Origin of the sequence: Mycolicibacterium lacusdiani, from assembly GCF_021916785.1 — a bacterium.
Lineage (GTDB): Bacteria > Actinomycetota > Actinomycetes > Mycobacteriales > Mycobacteriaceae > Mycobacterium > Mycobacterium lacusdiani.
Window position 1 is genome coordinate 762,858 of sequence record NZ_JAKCFC010000003.1, and the last position, 25,163, is coordinate 788,020.

General features: G+C 67.4%; 22 protein-coding genes and 1 tRNA gene. 9 read left to right on the forward strand and 14 right to left on the reverse strand.

Going from position 1 to position 25,163, the window contains the following annotated elements:
* Positions 1–46 precede the first annotated feature (46 nt).
* Positions 47–1,318, forward strand: a complete 1,272-nt coding sequence (locus LOK44_RS13405; protein WP_237570497.1) for a pyridoxal phosphate-dependent aminotransferase — start codon at positions 47–49, stop codon at positions 1,316–1,318.
* Here LOK44_RS13405 and LOK44_RS13410 read toward each other — a convergent pair whose 3' ends face one another.
* Positions 1,319–1,978: a DUF4304 domain-containing protein gene (locus LOK44_RS13410; protein ID WP_237570499.1), complete on the reverse strand. Its 660-nt coding sequence runs from the start codon at positions 1,976–1,978 to the stop codon at positions 1,319–1,321.
* A gap of 156 nt (positions 1,979–2,134) precedes the next feature.
* Between LOK44_RS13410 and LOK44_RS13415 the strand changes: the two genes are divergently transcribed.
* Together LOK44_RS13415 and LOK44_RS13420 are read left to right on the forward strand one after the other, a co-directional pair.
* Entirely contained in the window at positions 2,135–3,532 is a 1,398-nt protein-coding gene (locus tag LOK44_RS13415; protein ID WP_237570500.1) for an HNH endonuclease signature motif containing protein, read from the forward strand.
* A 43-nt stretch (positions 3,533–3,575) separates the two neighbouring features.
* The gene (locus tag LOK44_RS13420; protein WP_237570502.1) at positions 3,576–4,796 is read left to right on the forward strand and encodes a YibE/F family protein; all 1,221 of its coding nucleotides are present in this window, start codon (positions 3,576–3,578) and stop codon (positions 4,794–4,796) included.
* 12 nt (positions 4,797–4,808) lie between these two features.
* Here the strand turns inward: LOK44_RS13420 and LOK44_RS13425 are convergent, their stop codons facing one another.
* From LOK44_RS13425 to LOK44_RS13440, 4 genes are read right to left on the reverse strand one after another with little or no spacing between them, the layout of a single operon-like run.
* The gene (locus LOK44_RS13425; protein WP_237570504.1) at positions 4,809–5,567 is read right to left on the reverse strand and encodes a maleylpyruvate isomerase family mycothiol-dependent enzyme; all 759 of its coding nucleotides are present in this window, start codon (positions 5,565–5,567) and stop codon (positions 4,809–4,811) included.
* A gap of 1 nt (position 5,568) precedes the next feature.
* Positions 5,569–6,888 carry a cytochrome P450 gene (locus LOK44_RS13430; RefSeq protein ID WP_237570505.1) on the reverse strand — a complete coding sequence of 440 codons (1,320 nt, stop codon included), beginning with the start codon at positions 6,886–6,888 and terminating at the stop codon, positions 5,569–5,571.
* A gap of 13 nt (positions 6,889–6,901) precedes the next feature.
* Positions 6,902–7,231 carry a DUF1330 domain-containing protein gene (locus LOK44_RS13435; RefSeq protein ID WP_237570506.1) on the reverse strand — a complete coding sequence of 110 codons (330 nt, stop codon included), beginning with the start codon at positions 7,229–7,231 and terminating at the stop codon, positions 6,902–6,904.
* Positions 7,232–7,247: 16 nt separating this feature from the next.
* Complete coding sequence (locus LOK44_RS13440; RefSeq protein ID WP_237570508.1) at positions 7,248–7,853, reverse strand: TetR/AcrR family transcriptional regulator; 606 nt, start codon at positions 7,851–7,853, stop codon at positions 7,248–7,250.
* Between the two features lie 73 nt (positions 7,854–7,926).
* On the opposite strand from LOK44_RS13440, the gene LOK44_RS13445 reads away from it, so the two are divergent.
* On the forward strand, positions 7,927–9,033 hold the full coding sequence (locus LOK44_RS13445; protein ID WP_237570510.1) for an FAD-dependent monooxygenase: 1,107 nt from the start codon (positions 7,927–7,929) through the stop codon (positions 9,031–9,033).
* Here the strand turns inward: LOK44_RS13445 and LOK44_RS13450 are convergent.
* The 5 genes from LOK44_RS13450 to LOK44_RS13470 all read right to left on the reverse strand — a co-directional run bounded on the left by LOK44_RS13450 (position 9,030) and on the right by LOK44_RS13470 (position 15,066).
* A complete protein-coding gene (locus LOK44_RS13450) occupies positions 9,030–10,373 on the reverse strand; it encodes a UDP-glucose dehydrogenase family protein (protein ID WP_237570512.1) in 1,344 nt (447 codons plus the stop codon). The genes LOK44_RS13445 and LOK44_RS13450 overlap by 4 nt on opposite strands.
* Positions 10,374–10,474: 101 nt before the next feature.
* Positions 10,475–12,118 carry a DUF7159 family protein gene (locus tag LOK44_RS13455; protein ID WP_237570513.1) on the reverse strand — a complete coding sequence of 548 codons (1,644 nt, stop codon included), beginning with the start codon at positions 12,116–12,118 and terminating at the stop codon, positions 10,475–10,477.
* Between the two features lie 179 nt (positions 12,119–12,297).
* Entirely contained in the window at positions 12,298–13,605 is a 1,308-nt protein-coding gene (locus tag LOK44_RS13460; protein WP_237570515.1) for an ammonium transporter, read from the reverse strand.
* Between the two features lie 85 nt (positions 13,606–13,690).
* Positions 13,691–14,260 carry a dCTP deaminase gene (gene dcd, locus LOK44_RS13465; RefSeq protein WP_237570517.1) on the reverse strand — a complete coding sequence of 190 codons (570 nt, stop codon included), beginning with the start codon at positions 14,258–14,260 and terminating at the stop codon, positions 13,691–13,693.
* Between the two features lie 38 nt (positions 14,261–14,298).
* A complete protein-coding gene (locus LOK44_RS13470; RefSeq protein ID WP_237570519.1) occupies positions 14,299–15,066 on the reverse strand; it encodes a DUF2127 domain-containing protein in 768 nt (255 codons plus the stop codon).
* Positions 15,067–15,173: 107 nt separating this feature from the next.
* Here LOK44_RS13470 and LOK44_RS13475 point away from each other — a divergent pair.
* From LOK44_RS13475 to LOK44_RS13485, 3 genes are all read left to right on the forward strand, one after another.
* Positions 15,174–15,247 (forward strand) — tRNA-Gly (locus tag LOK44_RS13475).
* Positions 15,248–15,696: 449 nt separating this feature from the next.
* The gene (locus tag LOK44_RS13480; RefSeq protein ID WP_237570521.1) at positions 15,697–17,595 is read left to right on the forward strand and encodes an AMP-dependent synthetase/ligase; all 1,899 of its coding nucleotides are present in this window, start codon (positions 15,697–15,699) and stop codon (positions 17,593–17,595) included.
* Positions 17,592–18,962, forward strand: coding sequence for a wax ester/triacylglycerol synthase domain-containing protein (locus LOK44_RS13485; protein ID WP_237570523.1), 1,371 nt, complete (start codon positions 17,592–17,594; stop codon positions 18,960–18,962). The genes LOK44_RS13480 and LOK44_RS13485 overlap by 4 nt, the downstream gene beginning before the upstream one ends.
* A 55-nt stretch (positions 18,963–19,017) precedes the next feature.
* On the opposite strand, the gene LOK44_RS13490 is transcribed toward LOK44_RS13485, so the two are convergent.
* Positions 19,018–20,199: a glycosyltransferase gene (locus LOK44_RS13490; protein WP_237570524.1), complete on the reverse strand. Its 1,182-nt coding sequence runs from the start codon at positions 20,197–20,199 to the stop codon at positions 19,018–19,020.
* Positions 20,196–21,218 (reverse strand): glucosyl-3-phosphoglycerate synthase, encoded by a 1,023-nt coding sequence (locus LOK44_RS13495; protein ID WP_237570525.1) that lies wholly within the window; start codon positions 21,216–21,218, stop codon positions 20,196–20,198. The genes LOK44_RS13490 and LOK44_RS13495 overlap by 4 nt, the downstream gene beginning before the upstream one ends.
* A gap of 131 nt (positions 21,219–21,349) precedes the next feature.
* On the opposite strand from LOK44_RS13495, the gene LOK44_RS13500 reads away from it, so the two are divergent.
* Both LOK44_RS13500 and LOK44_RS13505 read left to right on the forward strand, forming a co-directional pair.
* On the forward strand, positions 21,350–22,300 hold the full coding sequence (locus LOK44_RS13500; protein WP_237570526.1) for a Gfo/Idh/MocA family protein: 951 nt from the start codon (positions 21,350–21,352) through the stop codon (positions 22,298–22,300).
* Positions 22,293–23,387 (forward strand): zinc-dependent alcohol dehydrogenase, encoded by a 1,095-nt coding sequence (locus tag LOK44_RS13505; RefSeq protein WP_237570527.1) that lies wholly within the window; start codon positions 22,293–22,295, stop codon positions 23,385–23,387. The genes LOK44_RS13500 and LOK44_RS13505 overlap by 8 nt, the downstream gene beginning before the upstream one ends.
* Positions 23,388–23,489: 102 nt before the next feature.
* On the opposite strand, the gene LOK44_RS13510 is transcribed toward LOK44_RS13505, so the two are convergent.
* Both LOK44_RS13510 and LOK44_RS13515 read right to left on the reverse strand, forming a co-directional pair.
* Positions 23,490–23,858: a hypothetical protein gene (locus LOK44_RS13510; RefSeq protein WP_237570528.1), complete on the reverse strand. Its 369-nt coding sequence runs from the start codon at positions 23,856–23,858 to the stop codon at positions 23,490–23,492.
* A gap of 685 nt (positions 23,859–24,543) precedes the next feature.
* Positions 24,544–24,981, reverse strand: a complete 438-nt coding sequence (locus tag LOK44_RS13515; protein ID WP_237570529.1) for a helix-turn-helix domain-containing protein — start codon at positions 24,979–24,981, stop codon at positions 24,544–24,546.
* Positions 24,982–25,163: the final 182 nt, after the last annotated feature.

Here is a 25,163-nt window from a genome sequence, read left to right on the forward strand (position 1 = left end):
CCCAAAAGCACTAGACGGCCCAAAAGCACTAGACGGCGATGAGACGATGAGGGACGTGGGTATTCAACAGCTTCCGTGGCACACGGGTAACCAGCCACGGCAGCGCACGTTCACGCAGTCGTCCAAGCTGCAGGATGTCCTGTACGAGATTCGTGGTCCGGTACACGATCACGCCGCGCGGCTGGAGGCCGAAGGGCACCGGATCCTCAAGCTGAACATCGGCAACCCGGCGCCGTTCGGCTTCGAGGCGCCGGACGTGATCATGCGCGACATGATCCAGGCGCTGCCGAACGCGCAGGGCTACTCGGACTCGAAGGGCATCGTCAGCGCCCGCCGCGCGGTGTTCACCCGCTACGAATTGGTCGACGGGTTCCCGCGTTTCGACATCGACGACGTGTTCCTCGGCAATGGCGTCTCCGAACTCATCACGATGACGTTGCAGGCGCTGCTCGACAACGGCGACCAGGTGCTGATCCCCGCACCCGACTATCCGCTGTGGACGGCGTCCACCTCATTGGCCGGCGGTACCCCGGTGCACTACCTGTGCGACGAGACCCAGGGCTGGGAGCCCGACATCGCCGACCTCGAGTCGAAGATCACCGAACGCACCAAGGCGCTCGTCGTGATCAACCCGAACAACCCGACGGGTGCGGTGTACGGCCGCGAAGTCCTCGAGCAGATGGTGGAACTCGCGCGCAAGCACCAGCTCCTGCTGCTCGCCGACGAGATCTACGACAAGATCCTCTACGAGGACGCCAAGCACATCAGCCTGGCCACGCTCGCCCCCGACCTGCTGACGCTGACGTTCAACGGACTGTCGAAGGCCTACCGGGTGGCCGGCTACCGGTCCGGGTGGCTGGTGATCACCGGGCCCAAGGAGCACGCGTCGAGCTTCCTCGAGGGCATCAACCTCCTGTCGAACATGCGGCTGTGCCCGAACGTGCCCGCGCAGTACGCCATTCAGGTGGCGCTCGGCGGCCATCAGAGCATCGACGACCTGGTGCTGCCCGGCGGCCGGCTGCTCGAGCAGCGCGACGTCGCCTGGAACAAGCTCAACGAGATCCCCGGGGTGTCCTGCGTGAAGCCCGGGGGCGCGCTGTACGCGTTCCCTCGCCTCGACCCCGAAGTGCACGACATCCACGACGACGAGCAGCTGGTCCTCGACCTGCTGCTGCAGGAGAAGATCCTGGTCGTGCAGGGCACCGGGTTCAACTGGCCCGCCCCCGACCACCTGCGCATCGTGACGCTGCCGTGGGCACGCGATCTCGCCAACGCGATCGAGCGGCTCGGCAACTTCCTGGCGTCCTACCGCCAGTAGTCAACGGGTCACCGGGTCCAGGACACCCCTTTCGACCAACGTCCGCGTGCACGATCCAGACACCCGGCTGATTTCGCGATTGAAGATCGCCCAGCGTTCCTGGTGGCCAAAGTGGTCTCGGAGCACACCGACGTAGCCGGCCAGTGCATCGACGTCCTCGATGGCAGCGAGATAACAGCACGTCCTCTCGTAGGCGATGAGGAGGTTGTTCGTCGTCGCATACTCCACGAGCGTTGCCGTGCAATCAAAACCCTCGATGACGGCGACCACCATTTCGAGGCCCTCTCGAAGTGCAGCTGCGAACTCCTTCATGTCGGTGTTGCGGTTGAATCGGGGTTCATAGGGAAGGTCTGGCACCACCGACTCCCAGCGGCGGTCGAACAGGAAGCCGATCGGGGGCTGCGGGCACGGGCCTGGCCACACCTCGTCGACCTCGCGGGAGCCAACGCCGACGTTGACGAAGAACCCGTGCCACGAGTACACGTCGTTGTGCCAGTCGTTCTGGAACCCGATTACGTCGTAGATGGTCCCCCGGTATCTGACGAACTTCGTCCCGTGCTGGGTGAAGCCCATCGAGCCGAGGAACGGGCCGACTCCTTCCGAGAGCAGGAGGTCGAATTGCGGCCTCAGCGGTGTGTTCTCATCGTCGAGATCGCGCACACGCGACTCCTTTCCAGCGGCCCACGAATCTCGCGGCCTATCCCAAAGGCTATGTTGCGCAGGCGACATGGCGCCGATTCATCCACAGTCACCGATTCATCCACAGGATTCGCGATCGGCCCCATGTTCGAACGTGCGTTCGAGTAAAGTGAGGGCATGACCGCAGCTCGCCCGTTCTTGTTCGCCGACGCGGCGCGCGATCGGGTTCGGGCGGACCTCGACGCGATCGACGCGGCGATGGAGCGGCTGCGGGAGACGTCGACGGACATGGTGGGCAACGCCTTTCGCGTAGAGATCACCGAACGCCTCGAATACCAAAACCGGCTCAACCGCGGCCTGTCCTACCGCATGTTCGCCGAAATGGCCGACCCACCCGACGGCGACGACCGTCTTCCCGGCAGCCCCGGCGTGCGACTCCGCGACACACTCGCCCGTCGACTGCGCCTCGTACCCAAGGAAGTCTCTCGCCGGTTCAAGGTGGCCGCCCGCATAACCCCGCGTCGGTCACTCACGGGCGGCACCATTCCCGCAGCGCTGCCCGCACTGGCCGAGGCCGTCGAAGCCGGCGCCGTCGGCGAGGACCACATCGCCAAGGTGTGCGACGCCATCGACGCACTACCCCAGATCGCCGCGGCCAAGATGGCCGCCGTCGAAAGCACCCTCGTCGAGCACGCCCGCCAACAAGACTCGGCCTTCGTCGCGGAGGTCGGCAAGCGCATCGCCGACACCATCAATCCCGACGGCATCTTCAACGAAGAGGACCGCGCTAGACGCCGCAGTCTGAAGCTCGGACGACAGGGCACCGACGGTATGAGCAGGCTCAGCGGAAACGTCGACCCCGAAACCCGTGCCCTGCTCGAAGCAACGGGGGCTGCGGTCCGCCCCGGCCACCATGTGCCCGGCACCGACGCCACCGTCGTCGACGCCGCCACCGACGGCCGCTCCGACTCTCAACGAATGCATGACGCGCTGAAACTGGGATTGCGCGCCGGCCTGGAATCCGGCGCACTTGGCACCCACCGCGGCATCCCGGTCACCGTCATCGCGACCACCACGGTCGCCGACCTCGAGCAAGCAGCTCGTGCCATGACCGACCCCGACGTCCCGATGCCACGGCCTGCCCGCACCGGCGGCGGTTCGATGCTGCCGATGCGCGACCTCATCCGCATGGCTGCCAACAGCATTCACTACCTCTGCGTGTTCGACGGTCACTCCGACCGGCCGCTATATCTGGCGCGCAGCACCCGCATCGCCACCGTCGACCAGCGCATCGTTTGTCACGCCCGAGATCAGGGGTGCACCCGGCCCGGCTGCACCGCCGCCGGATACCACTGCGAAGTCCACCACGCACCGGACTGGTACCCCGACGGTCGCACCGACGCCGATTGCCTTTACTTCGCCTGCCCCCGTGACCACGCTTTGGTCACCCGCGGCCATGCCACCACCACCGTGACCGACGACGGACGTTTGGCCTGGTCCGTCGGTGGCGCCCCGCCCGAGGTCAACCCCCTCCACCGCGATTCGGACCTCGACCCAAGGCCCGACGACCGGTGACGGTCGCCGCTTCGCGCCCAACCGCCACCTCTACCCTGACCGGGTGGCCCATTCGCACTCGCACTCGCTTCCATCCGGGCCGGCTCCGCTGGGGCCCCTGGCGGCCAGGATCGTCGTCGGCCTGCTGATCGCGATCGGACTGACCACCATCGTTGGCGCGGCCCTGCTGTGGCCCAGCCAGCAGAAGGTCGACATCCCCCTGCCCTTCCAGAACGCGGCGGGCGGCGCCGTCACCACCGAGGCGGGCCACGTGCTCTCGAGTGGGATGGCGGACTGCGGTAGCCCGTCGGCGGGCGCCGTGCTGACGTCCGACCCGACGATGGCCCCACCAGGCGGCGGGCAGTGCGTCCAATCGCTCGTCGAGATCGACTCCGGGCCCAACAAGGGCGCCAACACCGTGCTCGAGTTCAGCGGCGGGCCGGGGCAGCCCCAGCTCCTTGTGGGCGACGACCTGAGGCTCAGCAGGCAGGTCGACCAGAACGGCGCGACCACCTATTCGTTCTACGACTTCGAACGGTCGTGGGCGCTCGTCGCGCTGGCCGCGGTGTTCGCGGTGGTGGTCGTGGCCGTCGCCCGCTGGCGGGGACTGCGGGCGATGGTGGGCATCGTCGTGGCCTTCGCCGTGCTGGTGATCTTCCTGCTGCCCGCGTTGCGCGACGGGGCGCCCGCGGTACCGGTGTCGCTGGTCGCATCGTCGGTCATCCTGTACGCCGTCATCTATCTTGCGCACGGCGTGAGCCTGCGCACCAGCGCCGCGCTGCTCGGCACCCTCGCCTCGCTGCTCCTCGCGGGAGTCCTGTCATGGGGCGCAATCGAACTCGCACACCTCACCGGGCTCTCGGAGGACCAGAACAACGAGGTGGCCGCCTACCTGGGCGGCGTCTCGATCACCGGACTGCTGTTGGCCGGGTTCATCATCGGCTCGCTCGGCGTGCTGAACGACGTGACGGTCACCCAGGCGTCGACGGCCTTCGAACTCGCCGAGACGGGCGCCAACCGCCGCACGATCTTCACCGGCGCCATGCGCGTCGGTCGCGATCACATCGCCAGCACGGTCTACACGCTGGTCCTGGCGTACGCGGGTAGCGCGCTGCCGCTGCTGCTGCTCTTCAGCGTGGCGAACCGGTCGCTGGGCGACGTGCTGACCAGCGAAAGCGTGGCCATCGAGATCGCGCGGTCGGCGGTAGGTGGCATCGCGCTGGCGCTGTCGGTGCCGCTGACCACGGGCATCGCCGCGATCCTCGCGACGCCACAACGCGTCTGACGTCTTCGCCGCCTAGAACGGTGTGCGGTCCAACCACTCGTCCCATACGGCCTGGTCCCCGAACACCTCGAGCCCGCCGTCGGTCAGGTCGCGCCGTCTGGTGATGCCGAGCAGTAGGTCGACCGCCCTGCCGCGCACGGCGGCTTCGCCCTTGGCGTGATCGTGCGACCAGTTGACGCCGTCCTCGTCGTGCACGATGGTCCACTCACCGGTCGGGCCGAGACCGTCGTCGGTGGCGTGCAGGTGCAGCGTCGTACCCCGCCGCAGCGGCGGTGCGTGCCGGTCGGCGCGGGACGTGAGCAAGTCGATCCACTCGGACACGCCGTCGGCGGCCAATTCGGGCGACAGCCGAAACTCCTGTCCCAGAGCGAGTTCCGCGTCGGCGCGATGCACCGTGACCTCGTGCACCCGCCGCCGGACCCACCACCCGGCCGGCTTCGACCCGACGAACGTCCACACCTTGGCACCGCCACCGACGTGGTCGACGGCGTCGAGCACCTTCTGGGCGCCTGCGTTGAGCCAGTCGATGGCGCCGTCGTGATCCTCGGGCGGCTTGCCGTCTCGAACCTCGCGCGGGTCCAGCGGCTCCTTGCGCCGCTCGTCGATGATCTGCGCGCACCATCGGTTGCCGCGGCCGACGTGTTTCAACAGCTGGGTGAGACTCCAGCCGGGGCAGGTCGGCACGGACACGTCGTCCCAGGAGTCGGGAGCATTGCGCATCACGTCGCCGAAGGTCTGGGTCTCCTCGATCAGGGCTGCTCGAAAGTCCACCCTAGGAACGTACCGCCGCACGCGCCTGCCCAAGGCTGATCGGCAACGTCGCCCAACCCCGAAGCACGCGGGTATCGCGACGACTGCCCGCGCCCGCCAGCGAGGCCTCGGGGTAGCGCTCGAAGAACGTGCGCAGCCCCACTTCGCCCTCGGCTCGGGCCAGCGCCGCGCCGAGGCAGAAGTGCCTGCCTCCGGAGAACGACAGGTGCTTGCCCGCGTTGTCGCGGGTGATGTCGAAGCGGTGCGGATCGCTGAACACCTCGGGGTCCCGGTTCGCGCCCGCGAGGTAGAGGATGACGAGTTCGCCTTCCTTCACCGTGCGGCCCGCGACCTCGGTGTCCGTCTTGGCCAGGCGTGCGCTGAGCTGTACCGGGGACTCGAGTCGCAGGATCTCCTCGACCGCCATCGGCCAGCGATCGGGTTCGGCCAGCAGCAGCCGGAGCTGGTCGGGATGCTCGAGCAGGATCCGGATGCCGTTGCCCAGCAGGTTGACCGTCGTCTCGAATCCGGCGGCAAGCACCAGACCTGCCGTCGCCAGCAGCTCCTCGTCGTCGAGCCGCGCGCCGTCGTCGCTGGCGTCGATCAGCTGGCTCATCAGGTCGTCGCCGGGATTCGCGCGCAACCGCCCGATGTGCTCGGTGAGCCAGGTGTTGAAGCCGTCGAGTCCCGCTTCGACGCGCTGGTACTGCTCCCACGACAGCCCGATGTCGAGGCTGGGAGCCGCGAGTTCGCCGTACTCCAGGATGCGCGGCCGGTCGTGGTCGGGCACTCCGATGATGTCGCCGATGACCGTCACCGGGAGCTGTGAGCAGTAGCGTTCGACGATGTCGACGGTGCCCCCGCCATCGGCATCGATGTCGTCCATCAGTGCCGTCGCCGCCTGCTGCACCCGATCACGAAGTGCTGCAACCGCTCTGGTGGTGAACACCGACGACACCGTCTTGCGGTAGCGGGTGTGCTCGGGCGGCTCGACGGACAGCATCGACGGTGGCAGCAGCGGATGCAGCCTGCCCTTGACCATGGTCTTCTGCTCGACCCAGCCGAGTGGGCCGGGCAGGGTCTTGCCGATCGCCGTGACGGCGAAGTCGTCGGACCGCAGCAGCTGGTGAGCCAGTGCGTGGTCGGGCGTCAGCCAGGCGGCGCGGCCGCGGACGAGCCGGCCGCGTGCGCGCAGCTCGTCGGCGAACCCGCCGGGGTCGGCGCGCACGGTCGGATCGGCGATGAGCCTGCCCTGCGGTTCCCCGCGACGTGCCCCGAATGACGCCAATCCGCGGATCACCCCGTGCAGGGCGAACCAGTGCAGCCGCTGCCTCGCCGTCATGTTTCGAGCCCCGTCATGTATCGAGCTTAAGTACCGGGCGGAGATCGTCCAACCGGTCGAACAGGTGCCACACGTAGGACGAGGAACCGTTCTCGCGGTGTGCGTGCAGATCGGCGAGCGTGGGGTCGTTCCGGTAGCCGTCGAAGGCGTCCTTGTCGTCCCACTCGACCAGGATCATCACCTGCCTGGGCGCCACGCCGTCGTCGAGGATCGACTCGCGGAACTTGCCGAGGGCCACCACGCGACCGCCGTGGCGGGCGACCTCGGCAACCGAACGCTTGGAGTACGCCGTGTACTCGTCTCGGTCGGCGACGTCGAACAGATTCAGCGCATATACCGTCACACGGCCACGGTACGACCTAGCCTCCAGCCCCACGCATGACGAGCGGCAGGAAGATCGTGTCGACGATCTCGACGATCGTGTCGTCGCTCACCGGTTGCAGGGTGAACAGGACTTCGTAGCGGAACAGGTCGCCGGGCAGGCGCGCGATGCGGGGTGAGACCTGGCCTTCGCCGGTCTCACCGCGCGCGACGGCCTTGGCGAGCGCACGCTCCAGCAGCGATTCACCTTCTACCTGCGTGGCCATGGCGACGTCACCCAGGCTCGACCCGGTTGCCCGGTAGTACGGGCCGAGGTGACCGACGAACTGAATCGCCAGGTGCACGCGCCGCTGATTGGCCCCGCGCAGTATCGCGAGGACGTCGCCCCGCAGGGTGCCCGTGTCGGGTTCGGGAACGGGGTCCGTGGCCACCATGTGTTCGATTGCGGCACGCATGAGTTCCTGCTTGTTGGGCCAGCGGCGGTAGAGCACCGCACGGCTCGTGCCCGCTCGCGCCGCAACGGCGTCGATGGTGAAGGCGTCGTATCCCACGTCGTTGACCTCGACCCACGCCGCATCCAGGAGTGCCTCTTCCAATGCCTTGCCGCGCCGGCGCTGAGGCTCCTTCGGCTCCGTAAGGGACAAACCGTCTCCTATGTGGTAGATCTAGTCATTGGGTACAGAACGTATCTTATATCGCCTGCCAAGGAGGAGTCTCGTGCGCATTCTCGTATCAGGGGGTGGAGTGGCCGGGTTGTGCGCCGGCATCGACCTCGTCGCCGGAGGGCACGACGTGACCCTCGTCGAGCGGTCGGACCACCTGCGCATCAACGGATCTCCCATCGACATCCGCGGTGAATCGATCGACGTGGCCGCGAAGATGGGCGTGCTGGACCCGATCCGGGCGCACCGAATCGGCATGAGCGAACGCATCGAGTTCGTCGACGCGTCCGACCGCGTGGTCGCCGTGTTGCAGCCCGACGAGGTCAACGACACCGCCGACGACGTCGAGATTCCCCGCGAGGACCTCGTCACCATCCTGCGCGCGGCACTGCCCACGACGACGCCGCTGATCTTCGGCGAGTCGATCAGCGCACTGCACGACGACGGTGCCGGCGTCGACGTGCGCTTCTCGTCCGGGGCGAGCGATCGCTTCGACCTGGTGGTCGGCGCCGATGGGATGCACTCCGCCACCCGCCGCCTCGTCTTCGGCCCGGAACACCGGTTCCTCCGACCCCTCGGGTTCTACACCGCAATCTCCGCACTGTCCGCTAGTGCGCGCAAGGACGGCCGCAACTCGATGTTCAACTCCCCGGGCCTGATGGCCGGAATCACCGGATACCAGGACAAGGCGTTGGCGGTCTTCCTCTTTCGATCGCCATGGATCGACTACGACTACCGCGACCTCGACGCGCAGAAGATGCTCCTGACCGATGCCTTTGCCGGACAACGCAAATGGCGGATCGACGAGCTGCTCGAGGCTGCGATCGCCGATCCCGAACTGTACTTCGACTCGGTCAGCCAGATCGACATGGACACGTGGCACCGCGGCAGGGTCGTCCTCGTCGGCGACTCCGCGTACTGCGCCTCCCCGCTCTCGGGACGGGGCACGAGTCTGGCGCTGACCGGGGCCTGGTACCTGACCGAGGCGCTGGGCGATCACCCCGACGACGTCGATCGTGCCTTCGCCCAGTACGAACGGTTGCAACGGCCACACGTGCTGCGGGCGCAAGCCACGGCCGCACCCGGCGGCGACCTCCTCGCGCCGGCGACGCGCGACGCCATCGACGCGCGCAATGAGCACCTCCGAACGGCGTCCCGCTAAGACTGCGCCGCGGCCTCGGCGATCCGCCGCCCGAGCGCGTGCACCCGCCAACCCGCGGCCTGCCACGTCGCGACGTCCAGGCAGTTGCGGCCGTCGACGACCACCTTGGCCCGCACCGTGGCCGCCAGCTCGTGCGGATCGAGGTCGACGAACTCCTGCCACTCCGTGAGGACCAGGACCGCGTCGGCACGCTCGCACGCCTCGACCACCGAGGTCGAGTAGTTCAGCGTCGGGAACACCCGCTGCGAATTCTCCATTGCCTTCGGGTCGTAGACGTTGACGGTCGCGCCGTTGAGCTGCAGCAGACCTGCCACGTTGAGGGCGGGCGAGTCGCGGACGTCGTCGGACTCGGGCTTGAACGCCGCGCCCAGCACGGCGACGTTGGCGCCGAGCAGCGATCCCCCGCATGCCTTGGTGGCGAGTTCGACCATGCGGGTGCGGCGGCGCATGTTGATGCTGTCCACCTCGCGCAGGAAGGTCAGTGCGTGGTTGGCGCCCAGTTCGCCGGCCCGGGCCATGAACGCCCGAATGTCCTTCGGTAGGCAGCCCCCGCCAAATCCCAGTCCGGCGTTGAGAAATCGGCGCCCGATGCGGGGGTCGTACCCCAGCGCATCGGCCAGCAGCGTGACGTCGGCGTCCACGGCCTCGCACACCTCGGAGATCGCGTTGATGAACGAGATCTTGGTGGCGAGGAACGCATTGGCCGAGACCTTCACCAGTTCCGCGGTCTGCAGGTCGGTGACCAGGAACGGCACCTCGCCGGCCAGGATGGGCGCGTACAACTCGCGCATCGCTGCCTCGGCGCGGTGCGAATCAGATTGTACGCCAAGGACGATGCGGTCGGGGTGCAGTGTGTCGTGCACGGCGTAGCCCTCGCGGAGGAACTCCGGATTCCACGCGATCTCGACGTCGACGCCCTCGGGCGCGATGGCGCGGGCACGCGCCGCAAGATCGGCGGCCGTCCCGACCGGCACGGTCGACTTTCCGACGATCACTGCCGAGCGGCGCAGTCGCGGCACCAGCGTGTCGATGACCGCGTTGACGTGCCGCAGGTCGGCGCCGTACTCACCCTTCTTCTGCGGCGTGCCGACGCCGAGGAAGTGCACGTCGGCGAACTCGACGGCGGCGTCGTAGTCAGTGGTGAACTGCAGCCGGCCGGCCTCGAGGTTCTCCCGCAGCATCTTGCGCAGCCCGGGCTCGTAGAACGGGATGTCGCCCGACGCGAGCTTTGCGATCTTGCCGGGGTCGACGTCGACGCCGATCACCTCGTGGCCGAGTTCGGCCATGCCGGCGGCGTGCGTCGCGCCGAGGTACCCCGTGCCGAACACTGTGCATCGCATGCACCTTGGATATGCCAGTGCCGTGAGCTAGTCGCTACGCGACACTGATCGGCAGACCAACGTTCGGTGACGAATGGACGCGGACTCCCGGGTGCAGCGGCCTACGAGCAGAAGATCAGGAAGCAGTTCGCCCCGGGCGCCTGCGATCCGCCGGAGCCCTCCGACGAGCCGCGGCCCGACCCGTTGCCGTTGCCATTTCGATTGCCGTTGCCGTTGCCGTTGTCCTGTGACGGCCATTCGAACTCCGGCTCGTCTCGCGACGGGCGCTGCGGCTGCCAGGGCGGCTGCCACACCGGCGGCTCGGGATCCTGGGTCTGCTGCGGCGGCTGCCACGGGGGCTGCCACGGCGGGCGCTGCGGCTGATACTCGTCGTAGTCGCGCTGGGGCCACTGCTGCTGCCACGGCGGCTGCCAGATCGGGCGCTGCTGCACGGGCGGCTGCCACACCGGCGGCTGCCAGACGGGCGGCACCGCGACCGGCGGGACCACCGGCGCGACGACGGGCGGCGCGGGCGGGGGTGCTGCGGGTGCGGGCGGCGGCGCGGCAGGCGCGGGTGCCGGGGCCTGCGGCGGTTCGACGAACACCGTGCGCGGGGGCGCGGCCGGTGCCTGCTGCACCACGGGGACCGGCGCCTTGATGGTCTCGGCCGGGGGCGGCGCGGGTGCGGCCGGCTTGGCTGCCTCCGGCGCGGGCGGCGCGGCGGGCGGCACGACGCTCGGGATGATCGCTGCCTGGCCCGGGCTGGGGCGCTGATCGGCGGTCGGCCTGATGCTGACGGCCAGCGAGATCACCAGGGCGACGACGCCGAGCACGAAGATCGACGTGAGCGCACTACCGACGAGCAGGAACGGCTTGCGGCCCTCCTCGACGCGCGGGTCGTCGACCTCGAGGTCGTCGTACGCGGGGTCGACATCGGAGTAGGCCTGATACGGGCTCGCGGCGGCGACCGCGGCAACCCCGCCGACGGGCGCCATCTGCGTGCTGGCGTTCGCGAGCCCGACGGACTCGTTTCCGGCGGTGGCGCCGTCGGGGTCCAGCGCGTAGGCCAGACCCGCGGTGGTGGCGTCGAAGGCGGGCGCGTTGGCGGCCGCGAGTGCGGCGCCGCGAGCGAGGGCCAGACCCGATTCCTCGGGCGCGTTGACCGGGATGGAGACGAGGTCGGTCAGGTGCGCCTTGACCGACGCGATGTCGACGCCGGCGCCGACGACGAACATGCCCTGCGGCGACGTGTCCTGACGTTCCACGGCGGCGACCATGTCGGCGAGCACCGCGAGGGCGTCGGTGCTGTGCAGGCTGCGGCTAACGACCTTGACGATCGAGCCGTCGTCGCTGCGCACCACCGACAGCGTCGCGGTGTCGCGGTCGATGAACAGCAGACCGGTGCTTTCGTACCCGACCGCGCGACCGGCGGCTTGCGCGAGCGCGCCCGCGGCGTGCAGCTCGGACACCAGCATCACGTCGGTGATGCCGCGCGCGGTCAGCCCGTCGCGCAGCGCGGCGGCCTCGGTGCGGTCACTCCAGGTGACGCCGATCGCCTTCAGTACATGGCCGCCCTCGGTCGCGCTCTCCTGGGTTCCGAGCACCGCGGAGACCAATTCATCGGTCACGTTCGCGGTTGCTGAGCCCTCGCCACCCGACACGTCGAACGTGTCGTGGTCGACGATGGCACCGTCGCCCTTTTCGCCTTCGACCAGCACCATGCGGACCGTCTTAGGTGTCAACGACACACCAAGTACGATGTCCACTGACTCCTCCAAAGTGTTTGCTGCGCTACGTGAGTCGCCCTGACGACCCCTCACCGGCGAGCCGCCGACTAGATGTTTCATCGTCGCCACCAGCAGCGTCGTTACACACGACACCGTTAGCTGCGCACCCGTCGACGACCCGCATTCGAGGCTACTCGGATGGGGCGTTGCGCGGCACCTCAGTTCTCGTCGGCGGCTTCCCGCCGGGGTGCGCCGAGGTCACCCAGCGTGCCGGGTCGGCGCGACGGCAAATGGCCGTGCACGCCTTCGGCGTAGGCCGTCTCCGCGTGCTGAGTGAAGTCGACGCCGGTGGTCTCGTCGTCGGCGCTGACACGGAAGCCGATGAGACGGTCGATCAGCTTCGCGAGGCCGTAGGAGACGCCGAACGCGTACGCCGCGACCACCACTGCTGCCAGCGCCTGCTTGCCGAGCTGGGTCACGCCTCCGCCGTAGAGCAGGCCCTCGGGTCCGCCGGTCATCACCGACGTGGCGAGGAAGCCGATCAGCAGCACGCCGACCACGCCACCGACGAAGTGCACGCCGACGACGTCGAGCGAATCGTCGTAGCCGAAGCGGAACTTCAGCCCGATCGCGAAGGAGCAGACGATGCCCGCGAGGAGGCCGACGACGACGGCGCCGAGGGTGTTGACCGTGCCGCAGGACGGGGTGATCGCGACCAGCCCGGCCACCACGCCCGACGCGGCGCCGAACGTCGTCGGCCGCCCGTCGCGGACCTGCTCGACGCCCAGCCAGCCGAGCATGCCGAGGCATCCGGCGACGAGCGTGTTGAGGAAGATCGCCGACGCGGTGCCGTTGGCGGCGAGCGCCGAGCCCGCGTTGAAGCCGAACCAGCCGAACCACAGCAACCCGACGCCCAGCAGCACGAACGGCAGGTTGTGCGGTCGCATGGCGTCCTTCTTGAACCCGATGCGCGGCCCGAGGACCAGTGCGAGCGCCAGAGCCGATGCGCCGGAGACGATTTCGACGACCAGCCCGCCCGCGTAGTCGAGTGCGCCGAGCTTGAACAGCCACCCTCCCGGCGACCACACCCAGTGCGCGACGACGGCGTAGACGGCGATGGTCCAGATCGGGACGAACAGCACCCACGCCGCGAACTTCGCGCGGTCGGCGATGGCACCGGAGATGAGCGCCGCGGTGATGATCGCGAAGGTGAGCTGGAACGTGGCGAAGAGCAGTTCGGGCACGCTGCCGTGCAGGTCGTCGGGGGCGATCCCCGCCAAGCCCATGTGCTCGAGCGTGCCGATCAATCCGCCGGCTCCGTCGCCGGTGAAGGCCAGGGTGTAGCCGAACAGCAGCCACGCAACCGTCACCAGCGGGATCGAGATGAAGCTCATCATGATCATGTTGAGCACGCCGGTGGTGCGCACCATGCCGCCGTAGAAGATCGCCAGGCCCGGCGTCATCAACAGGACCATGGCGGTGGCGACCAGCAACCATGCCGTCGCGGCGGGATCGAGTTCTTGCATTCGGCGATTAAACACGCCGAGTGTGGGGGCTACGTACGCAAAAGGGCCGATTGGCGTGCACGAGGCCCACGCTCGGCGCGCGGGTTCAGTGCTTGATGAAGTTCTGGTAGGACTTCGACGGCGTCGGGCCGCGCTGGCCCTGGTACTTCGACCCGACCTTCGAGCTGCCGTACGGATGCTCGGCGGGGCTGGACAGGCGCAGCAGGCACAGCTGACCGATCTTCATGCCAGGCCACAGGGTGATCGGCAGGTTGGCGACGTTCGACAGCTCGAGGGTGATGTGGCCGCTGAAGCCGGGGTCGATGAACCCGGCCGTGGAGTGCGTGAGCAGGCCGAGGCGCCCCAGCGACGACTTGCCCTCGAGGCGCCCGGCGAGGTCGTCGGGCAGCGTGCACCGTTCGAGCGTCGACCCGAGGACGAACTCGCCCGGGTGCAGCACGAACGGCTCCTCCTCCTTCGGCTCGACGAGCGTGGTGAGGTCGTCTTGGCGCAGCGCCGGGTCGATGTGGGTGTAGCGCGTGTTGTTGAAGACGCGGAACAGGTTGTCCAACCGGACGTCGACGCTGGAGGGCTGGATCATGCCGTCGTCGAATGGGTCGAGGCCCAGCCGGCCGGCGGTGATCTCGGCACGGATGTCGCGATCGGAGAGCAGCACGCGACGAAGCCTAACCGGGTCGGTGCGACCCGCGGCCGTCACGCGGGCTGGGCCGCCGCGCGTTCGAGGTCCAGGAGTTGCTCACCGCGCCGTTCCTCGTCGTAGGCGGCGCGTCCCCCGCGCAGACCGAACAGCCGCTTCGACACGAGGAGGTAGGCGACGGCGGCGACGTTGATCGCGAACGTCAGGACGCGCGTGACCGTGATGCCGTTGGACAGGTCGTAGACCTCCAGCGGCAGGAACACCGACGTGGCGACGACGGCGAAGTACTCGCCCCACCGCTGCAGCAGCCACAGCCCGACGGCTTCGACGAGTTCGAGGACCGCGTAGGCGCTCAGCGCGACGACGAGGATGGCCAGCGTCGACGGTTTCGCCGCCAGCGCCTTCTCCACTTCGTGGACGAGCGTCATCTGGTCGACGCGGAAACCGGACGCCCGCAGCAGGGGCAGGTCCCGGTCGAAGATCGCCTGCAGCGAGAGTTGTTCACCGCGAAACTTCCACACCCCTAGGGCCGCGAACGCGAGGATGACCGCCCGAAGTAGGCGTTCCACGGCCAGCGCGCGCACGACGAACACCTGCCGCAGTGCCTTGCCCCGCAGGATCAGGGGTGCGTCGTCCGAGTGGCCGGAACTCAGCGCGGGTCCGAGCGCGAAGTCACCGCAGCGCAGGCAGCGCCACGCCTCGCCGACCCCCGTCGTGCCGCGCAACCGCTGCGCGAGTGCGTCGTCGTCCGGGGCGAAGGTGACGTGGCCGGCGAACGCGCAGGCGAGCAGTTCCCACCGTCGGGTGCCCCGCGGCTTCGACATGGTCGCACCTCCCGTTTCGGGCACCGATCATCGAAGAGCCTTGGACGAGTGCCGGGACTGCGCGACTGTATGCTCTGTCGCAGGATGGAGCGTCACCGCCGTCCTACGCCGATGTAGTTCAATGGCAGAACATCAGCTTCCCAAGCTGAATACGCGGGTTCGATTCCCGTCATCGGCTCCACATCTACCAGGGGTTTTCAGCCGGTGGCGCTATGCCATGGGCGGCGCGTTCCGGTACCGACCTGAAGCCCAATTTCGCGTGTGCTCGCGCAGGACGTGCGTGGGTTCGTTGAAGCGACGGCGGCCATTTCGACACCGAGTGCCGTCCTCGACTGGCCTTACTTCGGCCGCTTCGGACCAGGATCGTCGATGCGGCGATCGAACTGGCCGACGACCTCGCCGCGGCGCAGTACCAGTTCAACCGCTCGTCGATCCGCTGAGTGATGGCGTAGGTGCGCTGCTGCGTTGTCCGTCCGACGGAGTCGTTTCCGTCGCCGCACGATTGACGGGGTCCTTCGGCCCTTGAGGAAGGTACCGAGTGGCCGTTTCAAATCCTCGGGGAAGGCTCCCACGATGGAGGTTCGATCGTCACCGTGAAGCGATGCGACGAAACCCACGGAGGAGGCCGACATGGAGCACGACACCGATCGGGCCACGGGAGTCACGCTGGGGGCACGCGAGACACGAGCCACCGTGCACGACGGACGTGCCCATGACCTCCTCTGGGTCGCCGAACGGGTGCCGTCGGTCGCACGCTTGTTCCTGGACCGCATTGCCGCGACACCGAGCACAGAGGCGTTTCGGTTCCCCAGCGCCCGCGGCTGGGAAAGCGTCACGTGGCAGCAGGTCGGCGACCGCGTCGTTCGCTTGGCGGCAGGGTTGGTCGCGCTGGGCATCGAGCCCGAGGAGCGTGTCGCGCTGGCCTCTTCGACGCGCTATGAGTGGGTTCTGATCGACTTCTCGGTGCTGTGCGCCGGGGCTGCCACCACCACCGTGTACCCGACGACGAATGCCAGAGACATCGCGTTCATCATCGCGAACTCGGGCAGCCGTATCGTCGTGGCCGAAGATCAGGGACAGGTGGACAAGGTGCTTGCGCACCGTGCCGACCTACCCGAGGTGGAACACGTCGTGATCATCGACGGAGTGGGTGACGGCGACTTCGTGATCACTCTGGGCCAACTCGAGATCCTCGGCGAGCAGCTTCTCCGCGAGTCTCCCGACGTCATCGAGAGGCGCGTCGCGGCGATTCGCCCGGACAGCCTGGCCAGCATCATCTATACCTCCGGTACCACTGGCCGGCCGAAGGGTGTGCGGCTCCCGCACCGGGCCTGGACCTACACGGCCGCAGCCATCGACGCGGTGCACATTCTCGACAGCGACGACCTGAACTATCTGTGGCTGCCGTTGGCCCATGCCTTCGGCAAGGTGATGCTCGCCTTGCCGCTGTTCGTCGGCTATACGACGGTGATAGACGGTCGGGTCGACCGCATCGTCGAGAACTTGGCGGCCGTCCATCCGACGTTCATGGCAGCCGCGCCCCGCATCTTCGAGAAGGCGCACGCCCGAGTCCACGCCGCGATGGCCGAGGAAGGTGCCCTCAAGAGGCGGGTCTTCGGCTGGGCGATCGGCGTAGGGATCACGGCGTCGAAAAAGAGGGAAGCCGGCCAACGTCCCTCACGATCGCTGTCGCTTCAGCTGGGGATTGCCGACCTGCTGGTGCTCTCGAAGATCAGAAAGCGCTTCGGCGGTCGAATGCGGTTCTTCGTCTCGGCTGCTGCGCCACTCAACCACGAGATCGCGCGATGGTTCGACGCCATCGGCATTCCGATGCTCGAGGGCTACGGCCTCACCGAGACAGCGGCGGCGTCATTCATCAACCGTCCCAATGCGTATCGATTCGGAACGGTCGGTCTGCCCTTCCTCGGCACCGAGGTCGAGATAGCTGAAGACGGCGAGATCCTCGTGAGGAGCCCGGGTGTCATGACCGGTTATCACGACCTCCCCGAAGCCACCGCCGAGGCGCTCGATCGGGATGGCTGGCTCCACACGGGTGACATCGGATCGATCGACGACGACGGGTTCCTGCGCATCACCGACCGCAAGAAGGACTTGTTCAAGACGTCGCAAGGAAAATACGTGGCACCGTCGGCGATCTCGGCAGCCTTCAAGGCGATCTGCCCGTATGCCAGTGAGATGATCGTGGTCGGCGCGGGCCGTCCCTACTGCGTCGCACTGGTCGGTCTGGATGCCGATGCCGTCATGGGATGGGCAGGCGACAATGGGCTGGCAGGCAAGTCATTCGCCGAGATCGCCCGGCACGTCTCGACGCGGAAGTTGATCGGCAGCTATGTCGACATGCTCAACGAGCAATTGAACCGCTGGGAGCGAATCAGGAAGTTCGCCGTCCTGGACCGCGAATTGTCGATTGCATCAGGCGATTTCACACCGAGCCTGAAGGCCAAGCGCAACGTGATACTCAAGAACTCCGCCGATGCCGTCGAGCGTCTCTACACGGATGCGCGATGACCAAGTTCCTCAGCAACAGCGACGCCTTCACTTGGGGCATGGAAAGCGATCCCCGGTTGCGCTCCACGGTGGTCACGGTGATACTTCTCGATCGCTCGCCGGACTGGGAACAGGTGCGCGAACGGTTCGACATCATCTCGCGCGCCGTGCCGATGGTTCGACAGAAGGTCGTTGGTTCTCCGCCGCCGGCACCGCCGAGGTGGGAGGACGCCGCCGATTTCGATCTCGACTTTCACATCCGCAGAATGAGCGCACCGCCGCCCGGCACGCCCGACACGGTGCTCGAGTTTGCGCGACTCGCAGCGATGGAGGACTTCGACCGGGCCCGCCCGCTCTGGACGGCGACGTTGATCGATGGTCTCCATGACGATTGCGCCGCAGTAGTGCTCAAGTTCCACCATGCGCTGACCGATGGTATCGGCGGTATCCGGATAGGGATGATTCTGTTCGGACTGGCGGATCTACCCGATCGCCACGAGTCTGAGCCCGCGCGCGGGAGCCCGTTGCCCCGATGGCTGCGCGGTTACAGTGACACCGCCCGATATGACGCCAGTGTGGTGAGCGGCGCGGTGACGGGCGCCCTGAAGTTCGTACCCAAGTTGTTCGCTGACGGGGTTCTGCGGCCGGTCGATACCGTGTCATCGGCCGCCAAGACGGCCGCATCGGTCTACCGCACCGTGCGTCCGGTGACTCGCACCGGTTCGACGCTGATGGCCGAGCGCAGCCTGATCCGTCGGTTAGGCGTTCTCGAAATTCCACTCGAGCAGCTTCGCGCCGCGGCGCACCATGGCGGCGGCGCGTTGAACGACGCGTTCGTCGCGGTGGTGGCCGGAGGCCTTCGGCGTTACCACGAACACCACGGCGTATCGGTGGGCAATTTGCACATGACCATGCCGATCAGCTTGCGCAAGGAAGACAACGAGCTGGGCGGGAACCGAATCACGTTGATGCGCTTCGATATCCCGGTCGGTACCGTTGATCCGGCGGAGCGGATCAGACAGATTCACGAGAGAACCGACATCGTACGCGGTGAGAGATCCCTGCCGTACACCCAGCTGATCGCCGGGGCGTTGAACTTGGTGCCGCGGTGGTACATCGGTTCGATCCTGCGCAACGTCGACTTCCTCTGCAGCGACGTCCCCGGCCTTCCGGTCCCGGTATCCCTCGGCGGTGCCCGTGTGACGGCTCAATACGCTTTCGGGCCGACGATCGGTGCGGCGGTCAACGTCACACTGCTCACCTATGTGGACGTGTGCACGTTGGGAATAGACGGGGATACGGGCGCAATCCCCGACTTCGAGGTCTTCCTCGACTGCCTCGCCGCTGCTGTCGCCGAGGTTCTGGACTCCGGTGCGGCGCAGGTGTGACCGCGAATCACGCCGAGGACCGATCTTTCCCGTCACCGACTTCACGGAACCCAGATCAGCCCGCCACCCACCCACACGCGTACGCCTTCGGGCGCGGCCCTGCCGTCGCGCCGGTGATACACCGCTCGTACAGCTCGAGATACGCCGCGGCCATGACATCCGGAGCGAACCGTCGTTCCGCGGTTGCGCGGCACTGGGCGGGATCGAGATCGTCGACGCAGCTGACCAACTCCGTCAACGCGGCTTCGTCTCCATACTCGGCGAGGAATCCGGTGCCGCGTTCGACGAGTTCTGGTAGGCAGCCACGGCGGTAGCCGACCACCGGTGTGCCGAGCGCCAGTGACTCGGTGACTGCCGTACCGCCCGGCTCGTCCCAGCAGACCGGAAACAGCGTCGCGCGGGCGGTCGCGACGAGGTGGTCGCGCTCCACACCCTCCACGTTCCCGATCCACCGCACCCGGTCACCGTCGACGAATGGAGCGACCTCCTCGCGCCAGTACCGGACGTCGGCGTAGCGATCCGCGTTGCGTTCGGCGGCGAGTTCCTCCGGCCCGGCGAAGGGGCCGATCGGCCCGGCGAGCACCAGCTCCCAGCCACACCGCTGCGCCAGGCGCGCGGCGACGTGCTGACCCTTCCTCCGGTTGATCCGAGCGACGAGGACCAAATGGTTGCCCTTGGCCGGGGTCGCCCGACGGGTGGCGTCCTGTGCCAGCGGCGTGGCCAGATGGACGTGTCCGACACTGTGCCGACGAAGCGCCTCCGGCGCGAACCGCAGCTGCGAGGCGGAGACACCGTTCACGTAGAAGTGCGCGTGGGGGCCGAAACCGCCATACAAGGCACGGTGCTTGGTCAGGTCCCAGTGCAGGGTGTGCAGCACCCGCGGTCGATCGGCACCCATGGCGGTGAGCACGCTCGGACCCATCACCTCCATGTGGTCGTGGACCAGGTCTATGTCCGAACGGCTTCGCAATTCGGCGACGACGCGCTGCAGGTGCGCGGCTGCGACGCCGACGACGTCGTTGTACGGCTCGGCGATGTGGGCGAACTGCGGCTCGTCGAACGCGGTGATCCGTTCGTCGACGTCGAGGGTGCTCTGACCGACGGTCGCGAGGACGACCCGCACTCCACGTCGGCGCAGCTGCGGGATCAGCGTTGCGAGGACGTTCTCGATGCCGCCGTAGCCGACCGGTGGAACCGTCAGCCACGGTCCGGCATTGATCAGCACCGTCGGAGTCATGGCTGAGCCACCAACGGCACGGTGGCCAGGACGTCGCGGACGTCGGCAAGGGGTGGCCTCTCCTGCACGGCGACGTCGGAGACCACCAGTTGGTGGCGCACGGGTGTCGTCGTGTCGTGGCGAAACTGCGTGAGCCACGTCGACACCGGCCGTTCGTCGACACCGCGGCGCTCGCGCTCGAGACGCGTGTTGGCGGTGTGCAGAATCTGAGCGGCCATGCGCCCCAAGGCTTCAATGTCCTGGTGGCTATGGGTCCGGGTACCCAGATCGACCTGTGCAAGCGCGTCCAGCCCGACGAGATCGAGCAGATCGACCAGCATGCCGAACTCGACGCCGTAGCCGGTGACGAACGGAATCCGTTCCAACACGTGTCGATACCCCCCGTACTCGCCTGCCAGCGGCTGCACGAAGCCGGCCAACCGGGGCCAGAACATGTTGAGCAGCGGTCGCGCGACCAGCTCGCTCACCCGACCGCCTCCGCCGGGAACGGAGACCTGATCGGTCACGAGCGGGCGGAGGTAGTGCGCCTTCACGAACATCACGCCCGGTTCGCAGAGCAGCGGGCCGAGCAGTCCAACGACGAAGTCCGTGGTGAAGTCGCGTAGGTCCGAATCGACGAAGAGCACGATGTCACCGGTGCTCGCTGCCAGGCCCTTCCACAACGCGTCGCCCTTGCCGTCCATCCGGGGGTGTTGGGGCAGTATCTCGTCCTGGTGATACACCGTGGCCCCGGCTGACGCCGCTACTGCGGCCGTCGCGTCAGACGATCTGGAGTCGATGACGATGAGTTCGTCGACCAGGCAGACCTCCTCGACGAGACGACGCCGGATCTGCGTGACGATGCCCCCGACGGTCTGGTCCTCGTCACGAGCCGGCAGCACGACGCTGATCCGCCGCGCACCCTTGGCATGCACGACCCGCTGCAGCGTCCACGACGACCCGCGACTGGAGCGCCGTGACAGCCAGTCCCACGTCTCGGGGTCAACCCCGGCCGGAGCGTGTCCATCCATATCGCGCATGTCACTCGGATAGCCATTGACGCCAGCGTCGAATCCACCCTTAGGGGTGGAGTGTCGACACCCGGTCTGGGTATCCGGTGCACATCGCCGAACCGGGAGAGTGAACATTGGATCGATGCACAGTCGGGTTCGTGGGAGCCGGTGGGGTTGCCGCCCGCCACGCGCGTCAACTCGCCCAACTCCAGAACGTACGGATCGTCGCCGTGACGGACCCCGTTGCGGCGACCGCGCAGTCGTTTGCCGAGATGACGGGCGCCGCCGCGGTGTCGGATCTGGACGCACTCCTGGACACATCTCCGGATGCGGTGTACGTCTGCGTTCCCCCGCATGTCCATGGCCCCATCGAGGAGCAGGTGCTGGGCGCAGGCACCGCCATGTTCGTCGAGAAGCCGCTGGCGGCCGACCTGCCGACCGCCGAGCGAATAGCCGCCGCGGCGCGCACGGCTGGTGTCGTGACGTCGGTCGGTCACCACTGGCGCTACTCACCAGCCGTCGAGCACGCTCGAGAGCTGCTCGATGGGCGACCCGTTCGCCTGGTGGTGGGGTCGTGGCTCGACCGCGTGCCCCCAGTGCCATGGTGGAGTAGGCGGGAGCTGTCGGGAGGCCAGATCGTCGAACAGGCGGTGCACGTACTCGACCTGCTTCGGATGCTGTGCGGCGAGGTCGTCGAAGTGGACGCCTACGCCAACCCCACGCCACCGGGCACTTCTGGCGCCGACGTCGACGGAGCAACCGTCGCAATCCTGAAGCTTCGATCCGGGGCGGTGGGAACCGTCTCTGCCGCATGCTGCTTGGAGTGGAAGCACAGGGCGGGACTCGAACTCCACGCCGACGGGCTGTCGGTCGCGATTCACGAAGACCGCGTCATCGCGACGACGGCGCAGGGACCCGTCGAGCACGGTCTGCAGCCCGACGACGCCAAGCTGGCCGCCGATCGCGCGTTCATCGACGCCGTGGTCGGCAACGAGACGGCTCGCGATGGGGTTCTGGTGGACTACGACGAAGCGCTGCGGACTCACCGACTCGCCTGCGCCATAGCGGAATCCGCTGCCCACGACCGCCCGGTGCGGCTCGATGACTGACCGAGCCTTCACCGTCGTCGTCGAGCGTCGCGGCGTCGTCACGCTGCGAGACGAATCATCGCCACCGCCCGTTCGCGACGGCCAATTCGACGTCGAGACCGTGTTCAGTGGCCTGTCGACCGGCACGGACCTCAGCTGGGTGAAGGGCACGAACCCCGCCCTCCATCGCAGGTGGGATCCCGAGCTCGGCTTGTTCATGCCGGGCGCCCCAGACGTGGGCTATCCGATCGAGAAGTTCGGTTACATGCAGGTCGGTCGCGTGACGAATAGTGCGATACCTGCTGTGCAGCAGGGTGATCTCGTCGCCATGACCTACGGGCACCGCAGCGCGTACCGCGCAGATGCGCTGGCCGACCGGTTCGTCAAACTGCCCGGTTCGCTCAATCCGGTGCTCGGCATCTTCGCCGCACACATGGGACCGATCTGCGCCAACGGACTGCTCCACGCTGCTGCCGACGTCCACGGCACCGATGTTCGCAGTCTCTCCGACGGCGTGCGCGGTCGCCGGATCGCCATCACCGGGGGCGGGGTCGTGGGTCTGCTGACAGGGCTGTTCGCCCGATTGCACGGCGCCGCATCAGTAGTGGTGGTGGAGCCCACCCCGGCACGCCGCCGAGTCGCGACCGAACTCGGCCTGGAGGTGGTCGCCCCCGACGACGTCGACCCGGCCGTCGTGCTGAAGAGCCGGTGGCGTCACGGGACCGGGGACCGTGGAGCCGACGTTGTGTTCCAATGTCGCGGTCAGGCAAGCGCATTGGCTCTGGCGCTTCGCATGCTGCGCCCCCAGGGGACGGTCATCGACCTGGCGTTCTATCCGGGAGGATCCGAGGACGTCCGACTGGGAGAAGAGTTCCACCACAACGGACTGAGTCTGCGCTGCGCACAGATCGGACGGGCGCCGCGCGGAACCAGCCATCTGTGGGACCGCGAACGCCTCAGCGCCGAGACGTTGGCGCTGCTAACCGCCTACGGTGACGACATCACCAGGCACGTCATCACCGACTACGCGCCCCTGTCCGACGCGCCGCAGTGCCTGGTTCGACTCGCCAGTAGCCGGCACGACGGGCTCCAACTCGTGTTCACCTGAGCGAACTTCGGTGGCGGTGTCAGGCACCCGACTAGCATCAGCAAACATGTCGAACTACGGCCCACCTGGCTCCAACTATGGCCCTCCGGGCGATGGCGGCGGCTACGGCGGCCAGCGGCCACCTCGCAATCCGCCACCCGAGGAGCCCACGCCCTGGTACCGGACTCCTGCCACGATGTTCGCGGCCGGCGCGCTGACCATGCTGCTGCTGGCGCTGATCGTCTGGTCCGTCTTCGGCAGCGACGCCGACGACGCGGACACCACGTCCAACACCTCACTGACCCCCATCACCCAGTCGGCGACCACGGCCCCGCGGAGTTCGGCACCGACCACCGAGACCACGACGGTCACCGAGACCAGCACCGTGTCGGCAACGCCGACGACCACCACCGAGACCACCACGTCGCAAGAGCCGTCGACCACGACGAGCACCGTCACCAGCACGGTGACGAGCACGTCCGTCAGCACCACGACCGTGACGGCGCCCCCGCCCCCGCCCGGCGGATGACGCCGACAAGGCCTGAACTACCCGCCGGTCGGTGATCGAGTCGCGTTCACGAGGAGACGGGCGCATTTGCCGCGCCATCACCATCCTCACTGCCAGGCAGAAACGTGACTCACCCCTGAGCATCGGATCAAGTCCGTCGCGGGCTAATGCGCTTAGTCACGGGGCAGCCCCGATGGTTTACGGCGGTGTAGCCATCGCGCTAAGCGAGCCGAAGGAAGACGCCAGATTGCAGTTTGCTGTGTTGATCAACTGGTGGAACGGTAAAACATGAAGTTATTTTGTTTGCTAATTATTTTGTCAGAAGATTGCCAATCGACTCGTTTGGCCACTAGAACACGCATTTCATAATTCGCCATGCCTGCACAGGTTCGCCCGCACCGAGGAATGCTTGCGCAAGCGTCAGGCGAGAGCGCAGGATGAGGACAACGCGCCGAATCAGTTCGCTGACCCGACGTCCAGGAAACGCGGGGGTCGAACACTTCGTTCGCCAGAAATCGGGGAAATGGTATGGCGGACACGGTGCCGACGCAGGCCAGTCAAGACGTCGATGCCGGCGTGGATTACCTGCCGACGGAGCTGGACCATCGCTCGTCCAGTTTGCGCGACGAACTGCAGCAGGTCATGTCGCGGGTCCGCCCCGACGACCTGTCAACCAATGAGGTCGCCGCTCTCCTGGACGTCCTGCGGCCCGCGAATGGCCGGGTTGTCGGCGGACCAGCCAACCGGCCAGCCCTCCGCCTCCTGGGGATTGGCAGAGAGCACCCGACGCCGTAGTTCGTTCAGCAGGGAGTCGACCGACACTCCGGTCAAGTCACCCGTGAGTGTCGTGAGTTCCACGACGCCTACTTCGCTACTCGTCAGATAACCGGCCGCCACCAGGGCCTCGACCGGAGACCGCCCGTACGCCCGCGCGAGTGCGACTACCGCCTCGGCACGCGGACTACTGGTCCCCCGCTGCCACCTGGAAATGCTCGACTGGTCGATGCCCGTCGCGTTGGCGATCTCCTTCTGCGGCACGTCGCCCGTCACCGTGACCACATAACGCCACCACGCTGCTCCCGCCTGTGGTGCTGCGCCCGGTGCCACCGACTCAGCGTATGGCACGGAAGCGTCGGGTTCCGGCGACTTCTCGCCCGTCAATTCGTCTGACATGACCGCCGCCCCCTATCCGTACCACTTCCGCGATGCCCAATGGTTACACGCATTTCACAATGCATGCAAGCATGCATGGGTGTACTCTCAAGCGCATACACGCAGGACTGGAACAG

Bases quoted from the DNA above. Each gene is read 5' to 3' on its own strand.
- LOK44_RS13405 (WP_237570497.1), top strand. From the start codon at position 47: ATGAGGGACGTGGGTATTCAACAGCTTCCGTGGCACACGGGTAACCAG.
- LOK44_RS13415 (WP_237570500.1), top strand. From the start codon at position 2,135: ATGACCGCAGCTCGCCCGTTCTTGTTCGCCGACGCGGCGCGCGATCGG.
- LOK44_RS13430 (WP_237570505.1), bottom strand. From the start codon at position 6,888: ATGACGGCGAGGCAGCGGCTGCACTGGTTCGCCCTGCACGGGGTGATC.
- LOK44_RS13450 (WP_237570512.1), bottom strand. From the start codon at position 10,373: ATGCGATGCACAGTGTTCGGCACGGGGTACCTCGGCGCGACGCACGCC.
- LOK44_RS13460 (WP_237570515.1), bottom strand. From the start codon at position 13,605: ATGCAAGAACTCGATCCCGCCGCGACGGCATGGTTGCTGGTCGCCACC.
- LOK44_RS13470 (WP_237570519.1), bottom strand. From the start codon at position 15,066: ATGTCGAAGCCGCGGGGCACCCGACGGTGGGAACTGCTCGCCTGCGCG.
- LOK44_RS13480 (WP_237570521.1), top strand. From the start codon at position 15,697: ATGGAGCACGACACCGATCGGGCCACGGGAGTCACGCTGGGGGCACGC.
- LOK44_RS13485 (WP_237570523.1), top strand. From the start codon at position 17,592: ATGACCAAGTTCCTCAGCAACAGCGACGCCTTCACTTGGGGCATGGAA.
- LOK44_RS13490 (WP_237570524.1), bottom strand. From the start codon at position 20,199: ATGACTCCGACGGTGCTGATCAATGCCGGACCGTGGCTGACGGTTCCA.
- LOK44_RS13495 (WP_237570525.1), bottom strand. From the start codon at position 21,218: ATGCGCGATATGGATGGACACGCTCCGGCCGGGGTTGACCCCGAGACG.
- LOK44_RS13505 (WP_237570527.1), top strand. From the start codon at position 22,293: ATGACTGACCGAGCCTTCACCGTCGTCGTCGAGCGTCGCGGCGTCGTC.